Annotated in this window: 18 protein-coding genes; 8 read left to right on the top strand and 10 right to left on the bottom strand. The window is 72.2% G+C overall.

Features of this window, described 5'->3' with window-relative positions; genetic code table 11:
- Positions 1-9: 9 nt before the first annotated feature.
- Positions 10-1653 carry a phosphoglucomutase (alpha-D-glucose-1,6-bisphosphate-dependent) gene (gene pgm / locus AB0F58_RS12380; protein WP_357141988.1) on the bottom strand — a complete coding sequence of 548 codons (1644 nt, stop codon included), beginning with the start codon at positions 1651-1653 and terminating at the stop codon, positions 10-12.
- Positions 1654-1718: 65 nt separating this feature from the next.
- The gene (gene glgC, locus AB0F58_RS12385) at positions 1719-2951 is read right to left on the bottom strand and encodes a glucose-1-phosphate adenylyltransferase (protein ID WP_357141991.1); all 1233 of its coding nucleotides are present in this window, start codon (positions 2949-2951) and stop codon (positions 1719-1721) included.
- A 161-nt stretch (positions 2952-3112) separates the two neighbouring features.
- On the opposite strand from glgC, the gene glgA reads away from it, so the two are divergent.
- On the top strand, positions 3113-4345 hold the full coding sequence (glgA, locus tag AB0F58_RS12390) for a glycogen synthase (RefSeq protein WP_357141994.1): 1233 nt from the start codon (positions 3113-3115) through the stop codon (positions 4343-4345).
- A 7-nt stretch (positions 4346-4352) separates the two neighbouring features.
- On the opposite strand, the gene AB0F58_RS12395 is transcribed toward glgA, so the two are convergent.
- The 3 genes from AB0F58_RS12395 to AB0F58_RS12405 are packed head-to-tail and all read right to left on the bottom strand — an operon-like array spanning position 4353 to position 5964.
- The gene (locus AB0F58_RS12395) at positions 4353-4526 is read right to left on the bottom strand and encodes a hypothetical protein (protein WP_357141997.1); all 174 of its coding nucleotides are present in this window, start codon (positions 4524-4526) and stop codon (positions 4353-4355) included.
- A gap of 60 nt (positions 4527-4586) precedes the next feature.
- The gene (locus AB0F58_RS12400; RefSeq protein WP_357142000.1) at positions 4587-5750 is read right to left on the bottom strand and encodes a helix-turn-helix domain-containing protein; all 1164 of its coding nucleotides are present in this window, start codon (positions 5748-5750) and stop codon (positions 4587-4589) included.
- 16 nt (positions 5751-5766) lie between these two features.
- Complete coding sequence (locus AB0F58_RS12405; protein WP_357142002.1) at positions 5767-5964, bottom strand: hypothetical protein; 198 nt, start codon at positions 5962-5964, stop codon at positions 5767-5769.
- A 203-nt stretch (positions 5965-6167) separates the two neighbouring features.
- Here AB0F58_RS12405 and AB0F58_RS12410 point away from each other — a divergent pair, with 203 nt between their 5' ends.
- Complete coding sequence (locus AB0F58_RS12410) at positions 6168-6395, top strand: winged helix-turn-helix domain-containing protein (protein WP_357142004.1); 228 nt, start codon at positions 6168-6170, stop codon at positions 6393-6395.
- A gap of 39 nt (positions 6396-6434) precedes the next feature.
- On the opposite strand, the gene AB0F58_RS12415 is transcribed toward AB0F58_RS12410, so the two are convergent.
- Positions 6435-6998, bottom strand: a complete 564-nt coding sequence (locus AB0F58_RS12415) for a dihydrofolate reductase family protein (RefSeq protein ID WP_357142006.1) — start codon at positions 6996-6998, stop codon at positions 6435-6437.
- A 51-nt stretch (positions 6999-7049) separates the two neighbouring features.
- Positions 7050-7349, bottom strand: coding sequence for a hypothetical protein (locus tag AB0F58_RS12420; RefSeq protein ID WP_357142009.1), 300 nt, complete (start codon positions 7347-7349; stop codon positions 7050-7052).
- 124 nt (positions 7350-7473) lie between these two features.
- Between AB0F58_RS12420 and AB0F58_RS12425 the strand changes: the two genes are divergently transcribed.
- The 3 genes from AB0F58_RS12425 to AB0F58_RS12435 all read left to right on the top strand — a co-directional run bounded on the left by AB0F58_RS12425 (position 7474) and on the right by AB0F58_RS12435 (position 9819).
- On the top strand, positions 7474-8136 hold the full coding sequence (locus AB0F58_RS12425) for a HEAT repeat domain-containing protein (RefSeq protein WP_357142013.1): 663 nt from the start codon (positions 7474-7476) through the stop codon (positions 8134-8136).
- 9 nt (positions 8137-8145) lie between these two features.
- Positions 8146-9165: a HEAT repeat domain-containing protein gene (locus tag AB0F58_RS12430; RefSeq protein WP_357142016.1), complete on the top strand. Its 1020-nt coding sequence runs from the start codon at positions 8146-8148 to the stop codon at positions 9163-9165.
- A 99-nt stretch (positions 9166-9264) separates the two neighbouring features.
- On the top strand, positions 9265-9819 hold the full coding sequence (locus AB0F58_RS12435; RefSeq protein WP_357142019.1) for a sugar O-acetyltransferase: 555 nt from the start codon (positions 9265-9267) through the stop codon (positions 9817-9819).
- Between the two features lie 63 nt (positions 9820-9882).
- Here AB0F58_RS12435 and AB0F58_RS12440 read toward each other — a convergent pair whose 3' ends face one another.
- Entirely contained in the window at positions 9883-10884 is a 1002-nt protein-coding gene (locus AB0F58_RS12440; protein WP_357142022.1) for a LysR family transcriptional regulator, read from the bottom strand.
- 212 nt (positions 10885-11096) lie between these two features.
- Between AB0F58_RS12440 and AB0F58_RS12445 the strand changes: the two genes are divergently transcribed.
- Entirely contained in the window at positions 11097-13190 is a 2094-nt protein-coding gene (locus tag AB0F58_RS12445) for a maltotransferase domain-containing protein (RefSeq protein ID WP_357142026.1), read from the top strand.
- The gene (gene glgB / locus AB0F58_RS12450) at positions 13178-15280 is read left to right on the top strand and encodes a 1,4-alpha-glucan branching protein GlgB (protein ID WP_357142029.1); all 2103 of its coding nucleotides are present in this window, start codon (positions 13178-13180) and stop codon (positions 15278-15280) included. The genes AB0F58_RS12445 and glgB overlap by 13 nt, the downstream gene beginning before the upstream one ends.
- 98 nt (positions 15281-15378) lie before the next feature.
- On the opposite strand, the gene AB0F58_RS12455 is transcribed toward glgB, so the two are convergent.
- Complete coding sequence (locus AB0F58_RS12455; protein WP_357142033.1) at positions 15379-17427, bottom strand: family 10 glycosylhydrolase; 2049 nt, start codon at positions 17425-17427, stop codon at positions 15379-15381.
- Positions 17428-17489: 62 nt separating this feature from the next.
- On the bottom strand, positions 17490-18536 hold the full coding sequence (locus AB0F58_RS12460; protein WP_357142036.1) for a phosphatase domain-containing protein: 1047 nt from the start codon (positions 18534-18536) through the stop codon (positions 17490-17492).
- A gap of 137 nt (positions 18537-18673) precedes the next feature.
- On the opposite strand from AB0F58_RS12460, the gene AB0F58_RS12465 reads away from it, so the two are divergent.
- Complete coding sequence (locus AB0F58_RS12465) at positions 18674-20269, top strand: hypothetical protein (RefSeq protein WP_357142039.1); 1596 nt, start codon at positions 18674-18676, stop codon at positions 20267-20269.
- Positions 20270-20285 lie beyond the last annotated feature (16 nt).

Below are 20285 nucleotides of genomic sequence, written 5' to 3' on the forward strand. Positions count from 1 at the left end.
CCCCGGGCGTCAGCTCTGCCCGAGCACCGTCGAGACCAGTTCCCGCGCCTCCTCCTGGATCCGGGTGAGGTGCTCCGGTCCCTGGAACGACTCGGCGTAGATCTTGTAGACGTCCTCCGTGCCGGAGGGGCGGGCGGCGAACCAGCCCGAGGCGGTGGTCACCTTCAGGCCGCCGATCGACGCGCCGTTGCCCGGCGCGGCGGTGAGCGTGGCGGTGATCGGCTCACCGGCCAGCTCGGTGGCGGTGACCTGCTCCGGGGAGAGCTTGCCGAGCACCGCCTTCTCCTCGCGGCTGGCCGGAGCGTCGATCCGGGCGTACGCGGGCGCGCCGAACCGCTCGGTCAGGTCGGCGTAGTGCTGGCTGGGCGTCCGGCCGGTGGTCGCGATGATCTCGGCGGCGAGCAGGCAGAGCAGGAGGCCGTCCTTGTCGGTGGTCCAGACGCTGCCGTCCCGGCGCAGGAACGACGCCCCCGCGCTCTCCTCGCCGCCGAAACCGACCGTGCCGTCGAGCAGCCCCGGCACGAACCACTTGAAGCCGACCGGAACCTCCAGCAGCGGCCGTCCCAGGTCGGCCGCGACCCGGTCGATCATGGACGAGGAGACCAGGGTCTTGCCGATCGCCGCGTCCGGCCCCCAGCCGGTACGGGTCCGGAACAGGTGACCGATCGCCACCGCGAGGTAGTGGTTGGGGTTGAGCAGCCCGCCGTCCGGGGTGACGATGCCGTGCCGGTCGGCGTCCGCGTCGTTGCCGGTGGAGACCTGGTAGTCGGCGCGGGCGGCGATCAGCGAGGCCATCGCGTTCGGCGACGAGCAGTCCATCCGGATCTTGCCGTCGCCGTCCAGGGTCATGAACCGCCAGGTCGGGTCGACGGTCGGGTTCACCACGGTCAGGTCCAGCTTGTGCCGCTCGGCGATCTCGCCCCAGTACGCCACGCTCGCCCCGCCCAGCGGGTCCGCGCCGATGCGCACTCCGGCGTCGCGGATCGCGGCGATGTCCAGCACGGCCGGCAGGTCGTCGACGTAGCCGGCGAGGAAGTCGTACTCCCCGGTGGTGTCGGCGGCGCGGGCCCGCGCGTACGGGATCCGCTTCACCCCGGTCAGGCCGGCCGTGAGGATCGCGTTCGCCCGGTCCTGGATCCACCGGGTCACGTCGGTGTCGGCCGGGCCGCCGTTGGTGGGGTTGTACTTGAACCCGCCGTCGTCCGGCGGGTTGTGCGAAGGCGTGATCACGATGCCGTCGGCGAGCCCGGCGGTACGGCCCCGGTTGTGGGTGAGCACCGCGTGCGACAGCGCCGGGGTGGGGGTGTAGCCGTCCCGGCTGTCGACCAGCACCGTCACCTCGTTGGCGGCGAGCACCTCCAGCGCGCTCACCGTCGCCGGGGCGGACAGCGCGTGGGTGTCCCGGGCGAGGAAGAGCGGCCCGTCGACGCCGTTGGCCCGCCGGTAGTCGCAGAGCGCCTGGGTGACGGCGAGGATGTGGTCCTCGTTGAAGGCGTTGCGCAGGCTCGACCCACGGTGCCCGGAGGTGCCGAAGGAAACCTGCTGCGCCGGATCGGCCGGATCGGGGTGCTCGGCGTAGTAGGCGGTGACCAGCCGGGGCACGTCGACCAGGTCGGCGGGCTCGGCGGGCTTTCCGGCACGGGCGTGGACCACTTCTGCAACCTCCTACACGGGCGGACCGCCGGCCCGGGTGGGCCCGGCGGACGGGGACGACAGCTTCAGACCTCGACGCGTTGACCCTTGCCGATCACCACGATGCCGTTGTCCGAGACGGTGTAGCGCTGCCGGTCCTTCTCGAGGTCGACGCCGATCTCGGCGCCCTCGGGGACGTACACGTTCTTGTCCAGGATGGCCCGGCGGACGACCGCGTGCCGGCCGATCTCGACCCCCTCCATCAGCACCGCGCCGTCCACGTGCGCCCAGGAGTGGACCTTCACCTTCGGGGAGACGATCGAGTTCTCCACCAGCGACCCGGAGATCACCGCACCCGGCGAGACCATCGAGGCGACCGCCCGGCCGACCCGCTCGCCCCACTGGTGCACGAACTTCGCCGGTGGGTAGGTCAGCTGCCCGGTGTAGATCGGCCAGTCGAAGTTGTAGAGGTTGAAGACCGGGTGGACGTTTATCAGGTCCATGTGCGCGTCGTAGAACGAGTCGAGCGTCCCCACGTCCCGCCAGTAGCCGCGGTCCCGGTCGGTGCTGCCGGGCACCTCGTTGTCGCGGAAGTCGTAGACGTTCGCCTCGCCCCGCTCCACCATCATCGGGATGATGCTGCCGCCCATGTCGTGCTTGCTGGTCTTGTCCTCCGCATCGCGCTCGACGGCCTCGCAGAGCGCCTTGGTGGTGAAGACGTAGTTGCCCATCGAGGCGTAGACCTCGTCCGGGGCGTCCGGCAGCCCGACCGCGTCGGTGGGCTTCTCCCGGAAGGCCCGGATCCGCCGGCCGTCCTCGCCCACCTCGATCACGCCGAACTGGTCGGCCATCGACAGCGGCTGCCGGATCCCGGCGACGGTCACCCCGGCCCCGGAGGCGATGTGGTCCTCCACCATCTGCCGGGGGTCCATCCGGTAGATGTGGTCCGCGCCGAAGACGATCACGTGGTCCGGCTGCTCGTCGTGGATCAGGTTGAAGCTCTGGTAGATCGCGTCGGCCGAGCCGGCGAACCACCACGGGCCGCGCCGCTGCTGGGCCGGGACCGGGGTGACGTAGTTGCCGAGCAGGGTCGACATCCGCCAGGTCTTGGTGATGTGCCGGTCCAGCGAGTGGGACTTGTACTGGGTCAGCACGACGATCTTCAAATACCCGGCGTTCGCCAGGTTGGACAGGACGAAGTCCACCATCCGGTACATCCCGCCGAACGGCACGGCGGGCTTGGCCCGGTCGGCGGTGAGCGGCATCAGGCGCTTGCCCTCCCCGCCGGCCAGGACGATCGCGAGCACCTTCTCAGCCATCAGCGAGCACCTTCTCAGCCATGGACTGACGCTAACCACCCGCGTAGAACTTCACCACTCGTACAGACACATCGTCGGCCGCCTCACTCGGCGGGACGGCGGTACACGTGGATGGCCCGCGTATCGGGTGGGCCGGCGGCGGGTGCACTACATTGCGGAACATGACCCACTCCGCGCCGCCGCGCACCGACGGCTCCGCGCCGCTCCGCGTCGACCTGCTCACCCGGGAGTACCCGCCGGAGGTGTACGGCGGGGCCGGGGTGCACGTCGAGTACCTGGCCCGTGAGCTGCGCAGACTCACCGACGTCCGGGTGCACTGCTTCGGCGCTGCGCGCACCGAGCCGGGCGTGACGGCGTACCCCGAGCCGGCCGAACTGGCCGGGGCAAACGCGGCGCTGCGGACCATGGGCGTCGACCTGGCGATGGCCGCCGGTTGTGCCGGCACCGACGTGGTGCACAGCCACACCTGGTACGCCAACCTCGCCGGGCACACCGCGAAGCTGCTGCACGGCGTGCCGCACGTGGTGACCGTGCACAGCCTGGAGCCGCTGCGGCCGTGGAAGGCCGAACAGCTCGGCGGCGGGTACGCGCTCTCCTCCTGGTGCGAGCGGACGGCAATCGAGGCCGCCGACGCGGTGATCGCGGTGAGCGCCGGCATGATGCGGGACGTGCTGACCGCGTACCCGGCGGTCGACCCGGCGAAGGTCCGGGTGGTGCACAACGGCATCGACACCGCCCAGTACGCCCCGGACCACGGCACCGACGTGCTGGCCCGGCTCGGCGTCGACCCGTCCCGACCCAGCGTGGTCTACGTCGGGCGGATCACCCGGCAGAAGGGCCTGCCCTACCTGCTCCGGGCGGCCCGGTCGCTGCCGGCGGACGCGCAGCTGGTGCTGCTGGCCGGCGCACCGGACACGCCGGAGATCGCCGCCGAGGTGGAGGGGCTGGTGGACGAGCTGCGGGCCACCCGGTCCGGGGTGGTCTGGGTGGCCGAGATGCTGCCGAAGCACGAGGTGATCCAGGTGCTCACGCACGCCACCGTCTTCGTCTGCCCGTCGGTCTACGAGCCGATGGGCATCGTCAACCTGGAGGCGATGGCCTGCGAGACGGCGGTGGTGGCGACCGCCACCGGCGGCATCCCCGAGGTGGTCGCCGACGGCGAGACCGGGCTGCTCGTGCCGATCGAGCAGGCGACCGACGGCAGCGGCACCCCGCTGGACCCGGAGCGGTTCGTCGCCGACCTGGCCGGGGCGGTCAACGCGCTGCTCGCCGACCCGGGACGGGTGGAGAAGTTCGGCCGCGCCGGCCGCCGCCGCGCGGTCGAGCACTTCTCCTGGGACGCCATCGCCGAACGCACCGTGGAGGTGTACCGCTCGGTCGGCGCAACCGCCTGACCGTCGGTCATTCCTGGGGACGGTCAGCGTCAGGGTCACGAGGGCGGAGCATGTCCATCAGCTCGTCCGTCGTCATGCCCTCGGTCTCGTGGGCGCTGCCCCGTCCGCGCATGTGCCGGACCAGGCGTCGCCCAGGGGTGTCGGCACCGTCGGCACGCGGTTCGTCTGCTTCTTCGGTCACGTCCACCTCCTCACCGTCGTGCACATTGCGCCGACCGCGTGGCTCCGCCATGCGGATGACTCACGTGACGCGGAGGGCGGCGGCGAGGCGGGCCAGGTCGGGCGGGGCGGCAGCGGACCGCGCCACCACGGCGACCAGGTCCCGAACCGCCGGGCGGTCGTGCACCTCACCCCGGGCGGTGCGTTCCGCCTCCAGCAGCGCCCGGCCCGCCCGTCGCAGGTCGCCGGCCAGCACGTACGCGCGGGCAGCGTCGAGCAGGTAGGCGGCCCGGTGCTCGGTCGGCAGCCACCGCCACTCGCCGCCGGCAATCAGCCGCTCGTGTCGTACCGTCGCCGCCGCGACGTCCCCGAGGGCAGCCTCGGCCACCACCCGCGCGGCCTCGACCGCCGCCCGGCCGAACCCGCCGTCACCGGCCCCGACGTCCCTCGCCACCTCCGCCGCCTGGTCGAGCAACTGCCGCGCGTCCCGGTCCAACCCTCGGTCGGCAGCCGCGAACGCGGCCTGGAGCAACAGCGGCCCGAGCAGGGACGGATCGGCCGGGGCACCGGAGGACACCGACCTCAGCCGGTGTACGGCGACGACGGCGGCCTCCATCGCCGAGCGTCGCCGGCCCCCGTGCCGCAGAACCTGCGCGAGTGACACCGTGGCAGCGGCGGCGACCCGCAGGTCGCCGGTGGCCTGGGCGAGCGCCATCTGCCGGTCGGCGGCCAGCCAGGCCAGCTCCCCCTGGTCGGCCTTGACCAGCGCCAGGGCAGTGAGCCCGTACGCGGAGACCAGCAGGGTGGCGGTCGCCCGTGCGGGGCGGACAGCCCGCGCGGTGCGGGCGGCGTCGAGCAGGCCGGGCAGCAGGGCGAGCAGTTGCGGGTAGCGGGCGTGCCGGTAGCTCTGCTCCGCGTGGTCCAGCCGGGTCCGCAACTCCACCACGTCGAGCGGTCCGGTCGGGGCCTCGACGTGGTACCGCGACAGGGCGGTACCGACCCCCTCCACACCGGCGGCGGCCTGGTCCGGCCGGCCGGGTTGGTCGGCCAGCAGCACTTCCAGGTCGATCCGGAGCGCGTCGGCGACCTCCCGGAGACTGGACACCCGTTCCAGCCGGCGCACCCCGCGCTCGACCTTGTCCACCCAGCTCTTCGACCGGCCGAGGCGGTCGGCGAACTGCTGCTGGGTCATGTTCCGCCGGGCCCGCCACTGGGCCACCCGGCGACCCACCGGCAGCTCGTTCACCGCCGGCCCGTCCCGCTCATCCGAGGATCCCGACCAGGAGCAGGATCAGTACGAGCACCGCGACCGTCAGGCCGTAGGCGTACTGCCGGCGGGTGAGCGGCGCGCGATCCGGGCGGGCCGGACCTGGCACCTGATCACCATCGGGGTGCGGCGGCCGGGCACCCGGCACCGGGCGGGCCGCCGGCAACGGCCCGTCATGCGGACGCTCACGCATCCGTGCCTCCTCGGGGTTGTCGGTGGGAGGGGCGGGGTGGCACGGGGAGGAACCACCCCGCCCGGATCCGAGGCACTCCGCTGCTGACGAGAGGACCTCTACCGCTTAGCAACTTAGGACCCTCAGTAGCCAGAGTCAACACAGGGTCCACACCGTGTCGCGCTTGGTGAGAGTCTGGACAGGCTGACGAGAGGTGGTCCCCCATGCCCCGCAAACCCGTGTACGAGCAGGTGGTTGATGACGTCACCGCGTCGATCCGCAACGGCACGCTCAAACCCGGCGACAAACTGCCGACGATCGCCGAACTCGCCCGCCAGTACAGCTCCTCCGACAACCCGATCAAACGAGCTCTCTGGGTCCTCGACGAACGGGGCTGGATCGAGGTGCACCAGGGCAAAGGCTCGTACGTGGCATCGGACCCGCCCGGCTAGCAACCGTGTTCGGGATCAGCACTGATCCCGAACACGCTCCTACGCGTCGTGTCGGACGCGGTACCGCAGGTAGACGACGCCGTTGCCGAAACGACGCTTGTCCAGCAGTTCGAGGTCGACGCGCACCGGAGGGAAGAACGGATTGCCGCCACCGACGACGATCGGCCCGACGAAAACCTGGAACTCGTCGACCAGTCCGGCGCGAATCGCCTGCGCCGCGAGGTTGGGCCCGTCGACGGTGAGGTCGAGATCCGATTCCGCCTTCAGCGCGCGCACCGCGTCCGGGTCGAACGTCCGCTCGATCCGCGTCCGCGCGCTGGTGGCCTCGTTCAGCGTCGTGGAGTAGACGATCTTGTCGGTGGCCTGCCAGACCCGCGCGTACTCCACGACGAACGGGGGCGCATCGGGCAGGGTGTGCGCGGTTTCCCAGTAGACCATCGTCTCGTACATGCGGCGGCCGTAGAGGTACGTCCCGAATGAGCGCGACAACTCGCCGATGAACTCGTGCGACTCCTGGTCGGGAAAACCCCAGCCGAAATTGCCGTCCGGGTCACTGACGTAGCCGTCGAGTGACGTGTTCATCGAGTAGATCAACTTGCCCATGCCGGGTCTCCTGTCGTCGTTCCGCCCGGCTGCGCGAGCGATGAGAGCACCCTAGTGCCGGGCTCGGCAGTCCTGGCCCGCAGCCGGCGGCGACGGCGGCGGATCGAGGTGGAACGCGCGCCGCTCGGCCAGCTGGGCAGCCCGGTCCATCGAGAGGCAGTACACCTCCATCACCTGCTGCAACGACCGCGCGCACTCCTGCTCGAAGACCTCGGTCGCGTCCTGCCCCGGCTGGACGTAGACCGGAAAGTCGGTGTGGTCGTACTGGTCGCAGACGACCACCATGTGCGTGGCGCCCCGTCCGACACCCTCGTCGAACCAGCGGCCAAGTTCCTCGACGCTGGTGCTCATCGCACCCCTCCCCGATCAGTCCCGCCCCGACGCGTCGGGGCCCTTGCCCGGCCGTCCCACCGTGCGCCCCGCTTGACCTTGACACAGTGAGAAGGTCTTCACTGCGTCAGGGAGGTGATCGACCATGCCGAACCAGGAGAACGGTCCGATGCCGGCCCTGCGCGGGCTGGAGAGCAGCGACGCGTCGGTGCGGCTGCGGGCCGCGTTGGCGGTCGGCACGACCCCTGACCCGGGTCACGTCGACAAGCTCGTCGAGCGGTGCGCCGTCGAGCCCGAGTTCTTCGTGCGCGACATGCTCACCTGGGCACTCACCCGCCACCCGTCCGCGATGACGGTCCCGAGGCTCCTCGACGAACTCCGCTCGGGAGGTGCGCAGGCACGCAGCCAGGCGTTGCACACGCTGTCCAAGATCGGGGACCGGCAGGCGTGGCCGGCGCTGACCCGGGCGCTGCTGACCGACGCCGACGACGAGGTGGCGCGGAGCGCCTGGCGGGCGGCGGTCGTGCTCGTGCCCGCCGGTGAGGAGCCGGGGCTGGCCGCGGTGTTGTCCACACAGCTCGGACGCGGCGGGCGGGAGACGCAGCTGAGTCTGAGCCGGGCGCTGGTCGCGCTCGGTGAGGTGATCATGCCGGCCCTGGACGCGGCGACGGCGGGCCGCGACCCTGGCGTCCGCGCGCACGCGATCGCCACGGAACGGTTGTTGCGCGACCCGGACGCCGGTTTCGCGTTCGCCATCGAGGAGGCGAAGCGCGTCGTGGCGCTCGGCGGCACCGGCCCGGAGGGGTGAGGAGAGGCGATGTTGATCGGCGACGTGGCACGACGGTCCGGGGTCAGCGCCCGCATGCTCCGGCACTACGACCAGCTCGGCCTGCTGCGGCCGACGGGTCGCACCGTCGCCGGCTACCGGGAGTACTCCCGCGAGGACATCCGGAGGATCTTCCACATCGAGATCCTGCGGTCCCTGGGGCTGTCCCTGCGTGACGTCGGGCGGGCGCTCGACGATCCCGACGTCACACCCTCGGCACTCGTCGACGACCTCGTCCGCCGGACGCGCGAACGCATCGCCGCCGAGACGGAGCTGCTCACCCGGCTCCGTCGGATCGATGCCGCGGACCCCGCCGACTGGGAGGACGTCCTCCAGATCGTCGCCCTTCTCCAGGCACTGGGCTCGGAGAGCGCCGGCAGGCGGCAGCGCGCGGCTCTGTCCTCGGTCGACGAGGTGCCGGTGCCGGTGGAGGCGCTGGTCGAGGCAGCGCTGCACGAGACGGACCCGAACGTGGCCGGCGCCCTTCGGTGGGCGCTGGCGCAAGCGGGCGACGGCGGACTGGCACTGCTGGCGGAGGGCCTCGACTCCCCCGTGGCGGAGGTGCGGAAACGCGCCGTCGAGTCGATCGCCGAGATCCCGGGCGGGAACGCGACCGCACTGTTGCAGGACGCCCTCGCCAACTCCGACGTCGTGGTCCGGCGGCAGGCGGCGCTGGCACTCGGGGCACGGGGAGTCGCCGACGCCGTACCGACGCTCGTCGACATGGTCGTCGAGGAGGCGAACGACGTCGAGGCGGCCGACAGGCTGAGCGCGCTGGCCGGCGACCCGGCGTCGGCGGATCGGATCGCCACCGGGCTCGTCGACCGTCTCACCCACGACACGGTCGACCCGTCGGCACGTCGACGGCTGGCCCAGGCGCTCGCGGACATCCCGGGAAGCACGGCGTCCGATGCCCTCACAGACCTGTCGAATGACGAAGATCGCGCTGTCGCGCTCACTGCGGCATACATTCTCCGGTTGCGTGACGCACGCGATGACGGCCTCGGGTAGTACCACTGCCAGGAGTGACGAATTCCCACAACCGGCGGTTGTGGGAAAGCAGCTTTCGGTTGTTTGCCACCTGCTCGGGGCGTCTGCTCAGATCACTACATGATTGCTGCAACGACCCAGCGCAGGTACGTCCGGACGCCGGAGTTCGCCCGCGTCGCCGAGCGGATCCACCAGGTCACGGACCTGACGTCACGGTTGAATGTGCTGCCGTTCGACGACGCGGAGGGACGCGCCGCGCTGTTCGCGCAGATCTTCGCAGGGCCTCTCCCGGATTCCGTACGGATTTTCCCGCCGTTCTTCACCGACTACGGCCTCGGCACCGAGTTCGCCGAGGACGCCTTCGTGAACCAGGGCTGCACGTTCCTGGACCAGGGTGGCATCCGGATCGGCGCCGGCGTGATGATCGGTCCGAAGACGAGCCTCGTCACCTCCGGACATCCGGTCCCGCCAGCGGAGCGGCGCGAGTACATCAACGCGGCGCCGATCGTGCTGGAGGACAACGTGTGGCTCGGTGCCGCCGTGACCGTTCTGCCGGGCGTCACGATCGGCCGCAACTCCGTGGTCGGCGCCGGGGCGGTGGTGACCAGGGACGTCCCGCCGAACACGCTCGCCACGGGCCCGGCGGCCGCCGCGCGCAGGAGCTGGGACACCTGAGCCACAGGGGCCCGCGCGAGCGTCGGTGCGGGCCCACCCCGACCCCTGGATCCGCGTTCCGGCTCAGGGTGCGACCGGCTCGGCCGTCCCGTCAGGGACCCATGTCCGGCCGGCGCTGTGGTCGTGTGACGCGGACGCGATGTGGCGGCGCAGCAGGGCCAGTCCCGGGTGCGGGTTGTCGGTGCGCCAGATCAGGAAGTGCGGGTACACCGGCGTCGGGTCGAGGACCGGGATACGGCGCAGGTCGTGGGTGGGCGGCCAGAGCATGCGGGTCTTCGCACCGACCAGCGAGGTCAGCGTCGACGAGTCGGCCAGCACGTCGAGCAGGTGGTCGGTGCCGAAGTTGGGGCCGATCCGTTCGATGGTGAGGCCGAACTCGCCGGCCAGGGCGTCGTAGTAGGCGGCCCATTCGGTGCCGGGCACGATCCCGGGTATCCAGATCCGCAAGCCGGGCAGGTCGGCCATGGTGACGTGGGGGGCGGCGGCGAGCGGGTGAGCCGGCCCGGTCAGCAACTGGTGCGGGTCGTCCAGGACCCGTACGGCGCGAACGTCCGGCGGCAACGCGGCAGGCGGCACGGTGACGGCCCGGAACGTCGCGTCGATCGTGCCGGCCTCGACGGCGGCGATCGCGGCGGCGGCATCCGACTCGACCAGGGTCACCACGTCCAGGTCGGTCTCCGGGTACGCCCGGTGGAAGTCGCGTAGCAGCGCGGCCGGTCCGATCCGCCGGTTGAGCACGTCCACCCGCAACGCGCGACGGCGGGGCTGGACCGAGCCGACGGCCCGCTCGGCCAGCCGGATCAGGTCGCGAGCGTGCGGCAGGAACGCCTGACCGTCCACGGTGAGGGCGGCGCCCTGCGGCGTCCGGGTGAACAGGCGTACCCCGAGGTCGCGTTCCAGGGTCGCGACGCGCTTGGACACCGCCTGCTGGCTTATCCGCAACCGGTCGGCCGCCGCGCCGAAGTAGCGGTCGTCGACCACCGCGAGGAACGCCCGTACCGCACCCAGGTCGAGATCCGCGCCGACCTCCGGTCGCGGATCACCGACGTATCGATGGTCATGCACCTTGGTCGTTCCTCCCCGATGGCGTGGCGTTCCAGGCTCTGCTGGCACCGAGAGTGCCGGAGGTACCGGGAAGGCGGCAACCGTGATCAGAATCGACAACTACCGACGACCTGTGACTACCACCGGGACGTGAACCGGACGACGTCGGCGTCGCCGGGGGCAGGGGCGCGCTCGGCCGAGCGCGAGGCGATCTCGGGCAGTAGGTTGACGGGGTGACTGGACGGTTTCCGATCGAAGACATCACCCCCTCGGTGGCCTGCGGTCGCTACCCGGCCAAGGCGGTCGTCGGCGAGCTGGTGCCGGTGTCCGCCCGCGCGTACCGGGAGGGGCACGACGCGCTGGGCTGCACGGTGCGCTGGCAGAGCCCGGACGGGCGGGAGCGGCCGGCGGTGCGGATGCGTCCCGGCGAGCCGGGGCAGGACCGTTGGCACGCCGCGATCCGCCCGGACGCGGTCGGCCGGTGGACGTTCACCGTCGAGGCGTTCTCCGACCCGTACCTGACCTGGCAGAACGCGGTGACGAAGAAGATCGCCGCCGGGCAGGGGGCGGCCGAACTGGCCAACGACCTGGCCGACGGGGCGAAGGTGCTGGACGCCGCCGCGAAGTCGGTGCCGACGGCCGAGCGGAAGCGGGTCCGGGCGGCGGCGAAGGCGTTGCGCGACCGGAAACTGCCGGTGCCCGCTCGGGTGGCCCCGGCCCTGGAACTGGCCGAGCTGCTCTGGGAGCATCCGGTCCGCGAGCTGGTCACCTCCGCCGACGCGTACCCGCTCTGGGTGGACCGTCCCCGCGCCCTCTTCTCCGCCTGGTACGAGTTCTTCCCCCGCTCGGAGGGGGCGATCCCGGCCACCGCCGACGCGCCGGCCCGCTCGGGCACCTTCGTCACCGCGATGGACCGGCTGCCCGGGGTCGCCGCGATGGGCTTCGACGTGCTCTACCTGCCGCCGATCCACCCGATCGGCCGGGTCAACCGCAAGGGCCGCAACAACACGCTGGTCGCCGGGCCGGACGACGTCGGCTCGCCGTGGGCGATCGGCGCGGCCGAGGGCGGCCACGACGCCCTCCACCCCGACCTGGGTACGCCGGAGGACTTCCGCGACTTCATCGCCGCCGCCGCCGACGTCGGCTTGGAGGTGGCGATGGACCTGGCGTTGCAGTGCGCGCCGGACCACCCGTGGGTCACCGCGCACCCGGAGTGGTTCACCACCCGCGCCGACGGCACCATCGCGTACGCGGAGAACCCGCCGAAGAAGTACCAGGACATCTACCCGCTGAACTTCGACAACGACCCGGAGGGGATCCGCGCCGAGATCCTCCGCGTGGTGCTGCACTGGGTCGGCGAGGGCGTAAAGATCTTCCGGGTCGACAACCCGCACACCAAGCCGGTCGACTTCTGGTACTGGCTGATCGGCGAGGTCAAGCAGGTCGACCCGGACGTGCTCTTCCTCGCCGAGGCGTTCACCCGGCCGGCGATGATGCACGGGCTCGGCAAGATCGGTTTCACCCAGTCGTACACGTACTTCACCTGGCGGACCACCCCGGCGGAGATGCGGGAGTACTGCGAGGAGCTGGTCGCCTCGGTCGACTGGATGCGGCCGAACTTCTGGCCGAACACCCCGGACATCCTGCACGAGACGTTGCAGCACGGCGGCCCGCCGATGTTCAAGATCCGGGCGGTGCTGGCCAGCCTGCTCTCCCCCTCCTGGGGCATGTACGCCGGCTACGAGCTGTTCGAACACGAGGCCCGCCCCGGCGCGGAGGAGTACCTCGACAACGAGAAGTTCGAGCTGCGCCCCCGGGACTGGGCCGGCGCGCAGGCGCACGGCCGTTCGCTGGCACCGTTCATCGCCACCCTCAACCGGGTCCGCCGGGACAACCCCGCCCTGCACCAGCTGCGCAACCTGGTCTTCCACGAGATCGACAACCCGATGCTGCTGTGCTGGTCGAAGCAGGACGCCGACACCGGGAACACCGTGCTGGTGGTCTGCTCGTTCGACGCGCGGAGCGTGCAGTGGGGCAACACCACCCTGGACCTGCCCGCCCTCGGCTTCGACTGGCACGAGCGGTTCACCGTGCACGACGAGCTGACCGGAGCCAGCTACGAGTGGGGGCAGCGCAACGCCGTGCGACTCGACCCGTACCTGCAACCCGCGCACGTGTTCACGATCCGGCGGCCCACCTCCGCCGAACCGCCGGCCGCCGTCCCGGCCGCACCGAACGAGCTGACCATCGAGGCGGTGCCGGACGACCTCTCCGGCGGCACCGCGCCGGTCGCCCCCGCTGGGAAGGATGTGGAATGGAGCAGTTGATCGCCGGTGCGGCGCACGACCCGCACTCCGTGCTGGGGGCACACCCCGCCGACGGGCGCACCACGGTCCGCACACTGCGCCGGGGCGCGGCGGAGGTGACCCTGCTGGCGGACGGTGGGCGACACCCGATGCGCCGGGTGCACGACGCCGGCGTGTTCGAGGTGACCGTGCCGGGCACGGTGACCGACTACCGGGTCGAGGCGGACGGCACCACGCACGACGACCCGTACCGGCACCCGCCCACCCTCGGTGAACTGGACCTGCACCTGATCGGTGAGGGGCGGCACGAGCGGCTCTGGGAGGCGCTCGGGGCACGGGTCGTCGAAGCCGGGGTGGCCTTCGCGGTGTGGGCACCGAACGCACGCGGCGTCCAGGTGGTCGGCGAGTTCACCGGCTGGGGCCCGGACGACGGGTGGCCGATGCGCTGCCTCGGCTCCAGCGGGGTGTGGGAGATCCTGGTGCCCGGGGCGACGGTCGGGCAGCGGTACAAGTACCGGATCCTCGGCGCGGACGGCCACTGGCGGGACAAGGCCGACCCGATGGCCGCGTACGCCGAGGTGCCGCCGGCCACCGCGTCGGTGGTGCACCGCTCGACGTACCAGTGGTCCGACGCGGAGTGGCTGGCCCGGCGGGCGCGGCGGCAGCCGCACCGGGAGCCGATGAGCGTGTACGAGGTGCACCTCGGCTCGTGGCGGCCCGGTCTCGGCTACCGGGAGCTGGCCGAGCAGCTCACCGCGTACGTCACCGACCTGGGTTTCACGCACGTCGAGTTCATGCCGGTGATGGAGCACCCGTTCGGTGGTTCCTGGGGCTACCAGGTCACCGGCTACTACGCCCCGACGTCCCGGTTCGGCGACCCGGACGCGTTCCGCCACCTGGTCGACACCCTGCACGCCGCCGGCATCGGGGTGATCCTGGACTGGGTGCCCGCGCACTTCCCCAAGGACGACTGGGCGCTGGCCCGGTTCGACGGCACCCCGCTCTACGAGCACCCCGACCCCCGGCGCGGCGAGCACCCCGACTGGGGTACGTACGTCTTCGACTTCGGCCGCCGCGAGGTGCGCAACTTCCTGGTCGCCAACGCGCTCTACTGGCTCGACGAGTTCCACGTCGACGGGCTGCGGGTGGACGCGGTGGCGTCCATGCTCTACCTGGACTACTCGCGGGGCGAGGGGCAGTGGGAGCCGAACCGGCACGGCGGCCGGGAGAACCTGGAGGCGCTCGCCTTCATGCAGGAGGTCAACGCCACCGTCTACAAGGACCACGCCGGGGCGGTGATGATCGCCGAGGAGTCCACCGCCTGGCCGGGTGTGACCCGGGCGACCAGCGAGGGCGGGCTCGGCTTCGGGTTCAAGTGGAACATGGGCTGGATGCACGACACCCTGCTCTACACCTCGAAGGACCCGATCTACCGGCAGCACCACCACCATCAGCTCACCTTCTCGCTGGCGTACGCGTTCAGCGAGAACTACGTGCTGCCGATCAGCCACGACGAGGTGGTGCACGGCAAGGGTTCGCTGGTCGGCAAGATGCCCGGTGACCTGTGGCAGAAGCTGGCGAACGTGCGGGCGCTGCTGGCGTACATGTGGGCGCACCCCGGCAAGCAGCTGCTCTTCATGGGCTGCGAGCTGGGTGACGAGCGGGAGTGGAGCGAGGAGCGCGGCCTCGACTGGTACCTGCTCCACGACCCGGCGCGGGCCGGCGTGCAGCGGCTGGTCAAGGACCTGAACGCGGTCTACCGGGACACCCCGGCGCTCTGGGCGCAGGACACTGACCCGGCCGGTTTCCGGTGGATCGCCGGGGACGACGTGGTCAACAACACCGCCTCGTTCATCCGGATCGCCCCGGACGGCTCGACGCTGGTCTGCGTGGCGAACTTCTCCGCCCGGCCGCTGCACGACTACCGGGTCGGCCTGCCGGCCGGCGGCACCTGGACGGAGGTCGTCAACACCGACGCGCACCACTACGGCGGGTCGGGCGTGGGCAACCTGGGCTCGGTACGGGCGGAGTCCGTCCCGTGGCACGGCCTGCCCGCGTCCGCGCCGCTCCAGGTCCCCCCGCTCGGCGTGCTCTGGTTGCGGCCCGCCTGACCGGTTGATCCACTCCGTTTCGCCGATACGGGGGTGTCCTGCTGCCGGGACACCCCCGTATCGGCGACAAGGAGTCGATTGCCCCGCGTCGTCCTGGGTCAGAGGCGGGTGATCCGGACGGCGTCGGCGACGACGTAGCCGGTGGTGCCGGTCCACCGGCTCACCCCGACCACCTGGCGGGTGCCGGCGGCCAGCGGGTAGCTGCCCAACGTCCGCCACTGACCGCCGCCACTGCGCTGGTCCACGGTGACCGTGACGTTCCCGGTGCTGGTCGCCACCAGGTGCGGGGTGGCGCTGTTGTAGCCGGGGTCGGCCGGGTACCAGACCTCCACCCGGTAGGTGCCGGCGGCCGGGATCGCGGCACTGAACCAGGCCACGTCGCTGACCGACTGCGGGTTGGCGAACCGGTAGTTGGTGCCGTACCTGGTGGTCAGGAAGGTCGAGGTGCCCCAGTTGGCGCTGGCCGTGAAGCCACCGGCGGTGGTGTTGTCCACGATCACGCGGAACGTGCCGCTGCCGTCGCCGGGCACCGTCCGGGCCGCGCTCGGCGCGCTCTCGTGGTGCAGCCGGCCGGTCGCGGTGACCAGGTACCGGTAGGTGCTGCCGGCCGCCGCCGTGGTGTCGGTGAAGGTGCCGGTCGCCCCGGCGGCGCGGACGGTGGCCAGCAGGTGCCGGCCGTCGGTCAGGGCGCAGGCGTCCACCGGCCCGTCGCCGGGGAGCCGGTACACCGCGTACCCGGTGGCGGTGCCGGTCGTCGGGCGCTGCCAGGTCAGGGTGACCCCGCTGCTCCCCCGGGTCGCGGCGGTCAGGGTGGGCGCGCCGGGCGCGGACCCGCCCCGGGCCAGCGGTACGGGCAGCAGCGCCGGGCGGCTGTAGTGGTCGGCGGTCACCCGGGCCATCGCGCCGATCCGGTTGGCGCGCACGTCCTTGGCGCTGAAGTGGATGTCCCCCACCACCTGCGGGTGGCTGCGGTTGAGGGTGAAGTGGCTGGTCAGCTCGCCGGCGTTCTGCCAGGCCGGGTCCTGGCCGGACGCGCCGGACCGGTAGGTGGCCTGCCCCACGACGAGGTGCACGTTCGTCCCGGTGGTCACCTGCGACCACCAGCGGACGAGTTCGGCGTAGTCGGCGGCGGGGTGCCCGATGTGCCAGTAGATCTGCGGGGCGATGTAGTCGACCCAGTTCTGCTTGACCCACTTCCGGGTGTCGGCGTAGATCGCGTCGTAGGACTGGAGGCCGGTGGTCCGCGAGCCGAGCGGGTCGGTGCCGACGTTGCGCCAGATGCCGAACGGGCTGATGCCCAGGGTGACCCAGGACTTCGCGGCGTGGATCTTCTGGCTCATCTCCTGCACCAGCAGGTCGACGTTGTTGCGCCGCCAGTCGGCGATGCTGGTGAAGCCGGCGCCGTACTGGGCGAAGGTGTCCTGGTCGGGGAAGTCCACCCCGCTGACCGGGTACGGGTAGAAGTAGTCGTCCCAGTGCACGCCGTCGATGTCGTAGCGGCGTACCGCGTCCATCATGGCGTCCTGCACGAAGGCCCGTACCGCCGGGATGCCCGGGTTGTAGTAGAGCTGGCCGCCGTAGCTCTCCACCCAGCCGGGGTTGCGCCGGGCCGGGTGGGTGCTCACCAGCCGGCTCGGGTCGTTGTGGTTGGCGACCCGGTACGGGTTGAACCAGGCGTGGAACTCCAGGTTGCGGGCGTGCGCCTCGGCGACCATGAACGCGAGGGGGTCGTAGCCCGGATCCCGGCCCTGCGTGCCGGTGAGCCAGTGCGACCACGGCTCGTACGTCGAGGGCCAGAACGCGTCGGCGGTGGGCCGGATCTGCACGACGACCGCGTTCATCCGGTTGCGCTTGGCCAGGTCGAGCCAGGAACGGTACTCGGCCTGCTGGTCGGCGACGCTGAGCCCGGTGCGGCTGGGCCAGTCCACGTTGGCGACGCTGGCGATCCACATGCCCCGGAACTGCCGCTTCGGGGTCGCCGGGTCGACGGGGCAGGCCGCCTGCGCGGCCACCGGGAGGGCAGCGGCCGGCGGGGCGGACGGCTGGGGTGCCAGCGCGAGCAGACCCGCGCCGACGAGCAGCGCCGTCACCAGCGCGGTACGGACGAGGGTCGGGATGCGCGGAGCCACCATGAAGGAGATATTCATCTATGGAACCCGGCAGCGCAAGTATCCTTCAGGAACCGGGCATCCTGCGGTACGACACCGGATCAGACCAGGCCGGCCTGGCGGAGCAGCTTCCACAGCCCCGCGCCGTCCGGGGCGGAGAGCCACTTCTGCCCCACCGGTCCGGAGGACGACTCGTGCTCGGCCAGCGGGGCCGGCAGCGTGCCGGCGAGCACCGACTGGGTCGGCGAGAGGCGGCGGATCGCCACGCCCGCCACGTTGGCCGGGTGGGCCGCGGCGAACTCCCGGTAGATCTCCTGGTCGTGCTGGCCGTCGTCGCCGACCAGCAGCCACTTCACGTCGGGGAACTCGCTCGCCAGCCGGGCCAGGGTGGCCCGCTTGTGTTCCCGCCCGCTGCGGAACCACCGGTCGTGGGTCGGACCCCAGTCGGTGAGCAGCAGCGGACCGGCCGGGTAGAGGTGCCGGGAGAGGAACCGGGTCAGCGTCGGCGCGACGTTCCACGCGCCGGTGGAGAGGTAGAAGACCGGCGCGCCGGGATGCGCGGTGACCAGGCGTTCGTAGAGGACCGCCATGCCGGGCACCGCGTTGCGGGCGTGCTCGTCGAGGACGAAGGTGTTCCACGCGGCGAGCAGCGGTCGGGGCAGCGCGGTGACCATCACCGTGTCGTCGATGTCGGAGAGGATGCCGAACCGGACCTGCGGGTCGAGGATGCGGACCGGCGCGTCCACCGGCTCGGCGTCGGGCATGCTCAGCCGGACCGACGTCCAGCCCGGTGGCAGGTCGGCCCGGACCACCGCGTTGACGAAACCGCTGCGGTCGGCGCACGCCTCGTGGCGGACCCCGCCGGCCTCGATCGTGACGGTCACCCGCTTCGCCGGCAGGGTGGTGAAGCTGCGCCAGCCGCGCACCTTCTCCAGCCGGCCCTTGCGGCGGTTGTCCGCCCGGCCGAGCAGCACCCGGCACATCACCCGCACCCAACCCGGGCCGCCGTACCCGGTGTAGGCGACGATGTTGGTCTGCCATCCGGTCCGACGCAGCCGGCGCTCCACCAGCCGGTGCACGGCGTCTTCGATCCGGGCGGCGCGGTGCAGGGTCGGTACGGCGAGCTGGCCGGCGGGAGGCGTGGACACGCTGACACCCTGCCACACCCGCCGGCAGCCGGCCACGCGAGCGATCGACAACGCCCCCACCTGCGCCGATCCGCCTCCCCCGCCCCGCCGGACGTGACAGACTTTCGGTCGCAGGGCGGCGACGGGGGCGTTCGGCGATGACCACAGGCGTACGACGGTGGGTTCCGGCGCTGGACCGGCCCGCGCTGGTCGCGCTCCTGCTCGGCACCGCCGGGGTGGTCTACCGGCTGGTGCTGACCCTGCACACCGTCCCCGCCGGCAACAGCGACGAGGCGACCTTCGGCCTGGTCGCGCTGCACGTCGCGCAGGGCCGCGCGCACCCGGTCTTCCTCTACGGGCAGCGGTACATGGGGGTGCTGGAGTCGTACCTGGCCGCCCCGCTGGTCGCCGTGGCGGGGCCGTCCTGGACGGTGCTGCGGCTGCCCCTGCTGGCGCTCTACGCCCTGTTCGTCTGGCTGATGTACCGGTTGACCCGCCGGGTCTTCTCGCCCTGGCTGGCGGTGCTGGTGGTCGGTCTGCTGGCGCTCGGCACGGAACGGGTGGTCCGGGACCAGCTGACCGCGGTGGGTGGGCGGCCCGAGGTGAAGGTGGCGGTGGCGGCGATGCTGCTGGTCGCGGTGGGGCTCGCCGAGCGTACGCTCCGGCACCGCCGGCTGGCCGTCGGCCTGTTCGGGCTGCTGGCCGGGGTGGCCACCTGGTCGGACTGGCTGATCGTGCCGTACCTGGCGGTGGCCGGGCTGGTGCTGCTGGTCGCGCTGCGCCGGGAACTGTTCGGCTGGGCGGCGGTGCTGCTGGTCGCCGGTTTCACGCTGGGCGTGTCGCCGATGCTCTGGGACAACCTCACCGCTCCGCCGGGGCAGGACTCGCTCTCGGTGTTCCGTCAGGTCGACGCGACCGGCGGCCCGCCCGGCCCGCTGACCGACCGGATCGTCGGCGGCCTCACCGAGGGGGTGCCGCTGGCCAGCGGGCTCTGCCCGGCGGACGGCTGTGCCCGCTGGCAGGAGTGGTTCGGTCTGCTCTACCCGCTGCTACTCGCGCTGGCCGCCGGGCTCGCGCTGGCCGCGCTGCGCCGCCGGGCCACCCACCCGGTCCGGCCGGTCGTGTGGCTCGCCCTGGTCGCCGGGGCCGCGTTGACCCTGCTCGGGTACGTGCGCAGCCCGCTGGCCGCCGCCGACCCGCTGTCCAGCGCCCGCTACCTGTCGGTGCTCCAACTGTCGTTGCCGGCGGTGCTCTGGCCGCTCTGGGTGGCGGCGGTGGCCTGCTGGAAGGGCACGGCGGGGGCGGTCGGACGACTGGCCGGGGCCGCCGCCACCGCCGTGCTGGCCGCGCTGACCGCCACCGCGCTGGTGGCGACCGGCCTCTTCGCCGTCGGCACCGCCGGCATCCGGGCCGAGGAACGGGCGGCTCGCCGGCTCGCCGACGTGTTACGGGCGACCGGCCCGCACCACGTGTACGGCGACTACTGGACCTGCCACCGGCTGACCTTCACCACCGCCGAGGAGGTGCTCTGCGGGGTGCTCGACGACCGGCTGCACCCGGGGCAGAACCGCTATCCGGCGTACTGGCGGGCGGTGGCGCGCGCCGAGCGGCCCGGGTACGTGCTGCGGGCCGGCTCGGCCGCCGAGCGGCGGCTGACCGAACTGCTCGCCGACGGGGACATCCCGGTCACGGTCACCGGGGTCGGCGACTACCGGGTGTACCACCCGGCGACCGCCGTGCGTCCCTGGCGGTGAGTCCGCCGGGTAGGCT

Origin of the sequence: Micromonospora sp. NPDC023956 (assembly GCF_040639195.1) — a bacterium.
Lineage (GTDB): Bacteria > Actinomycetota > Actinomycetes > Mycobacteriales > Micromonosporaceae > Micromonospora.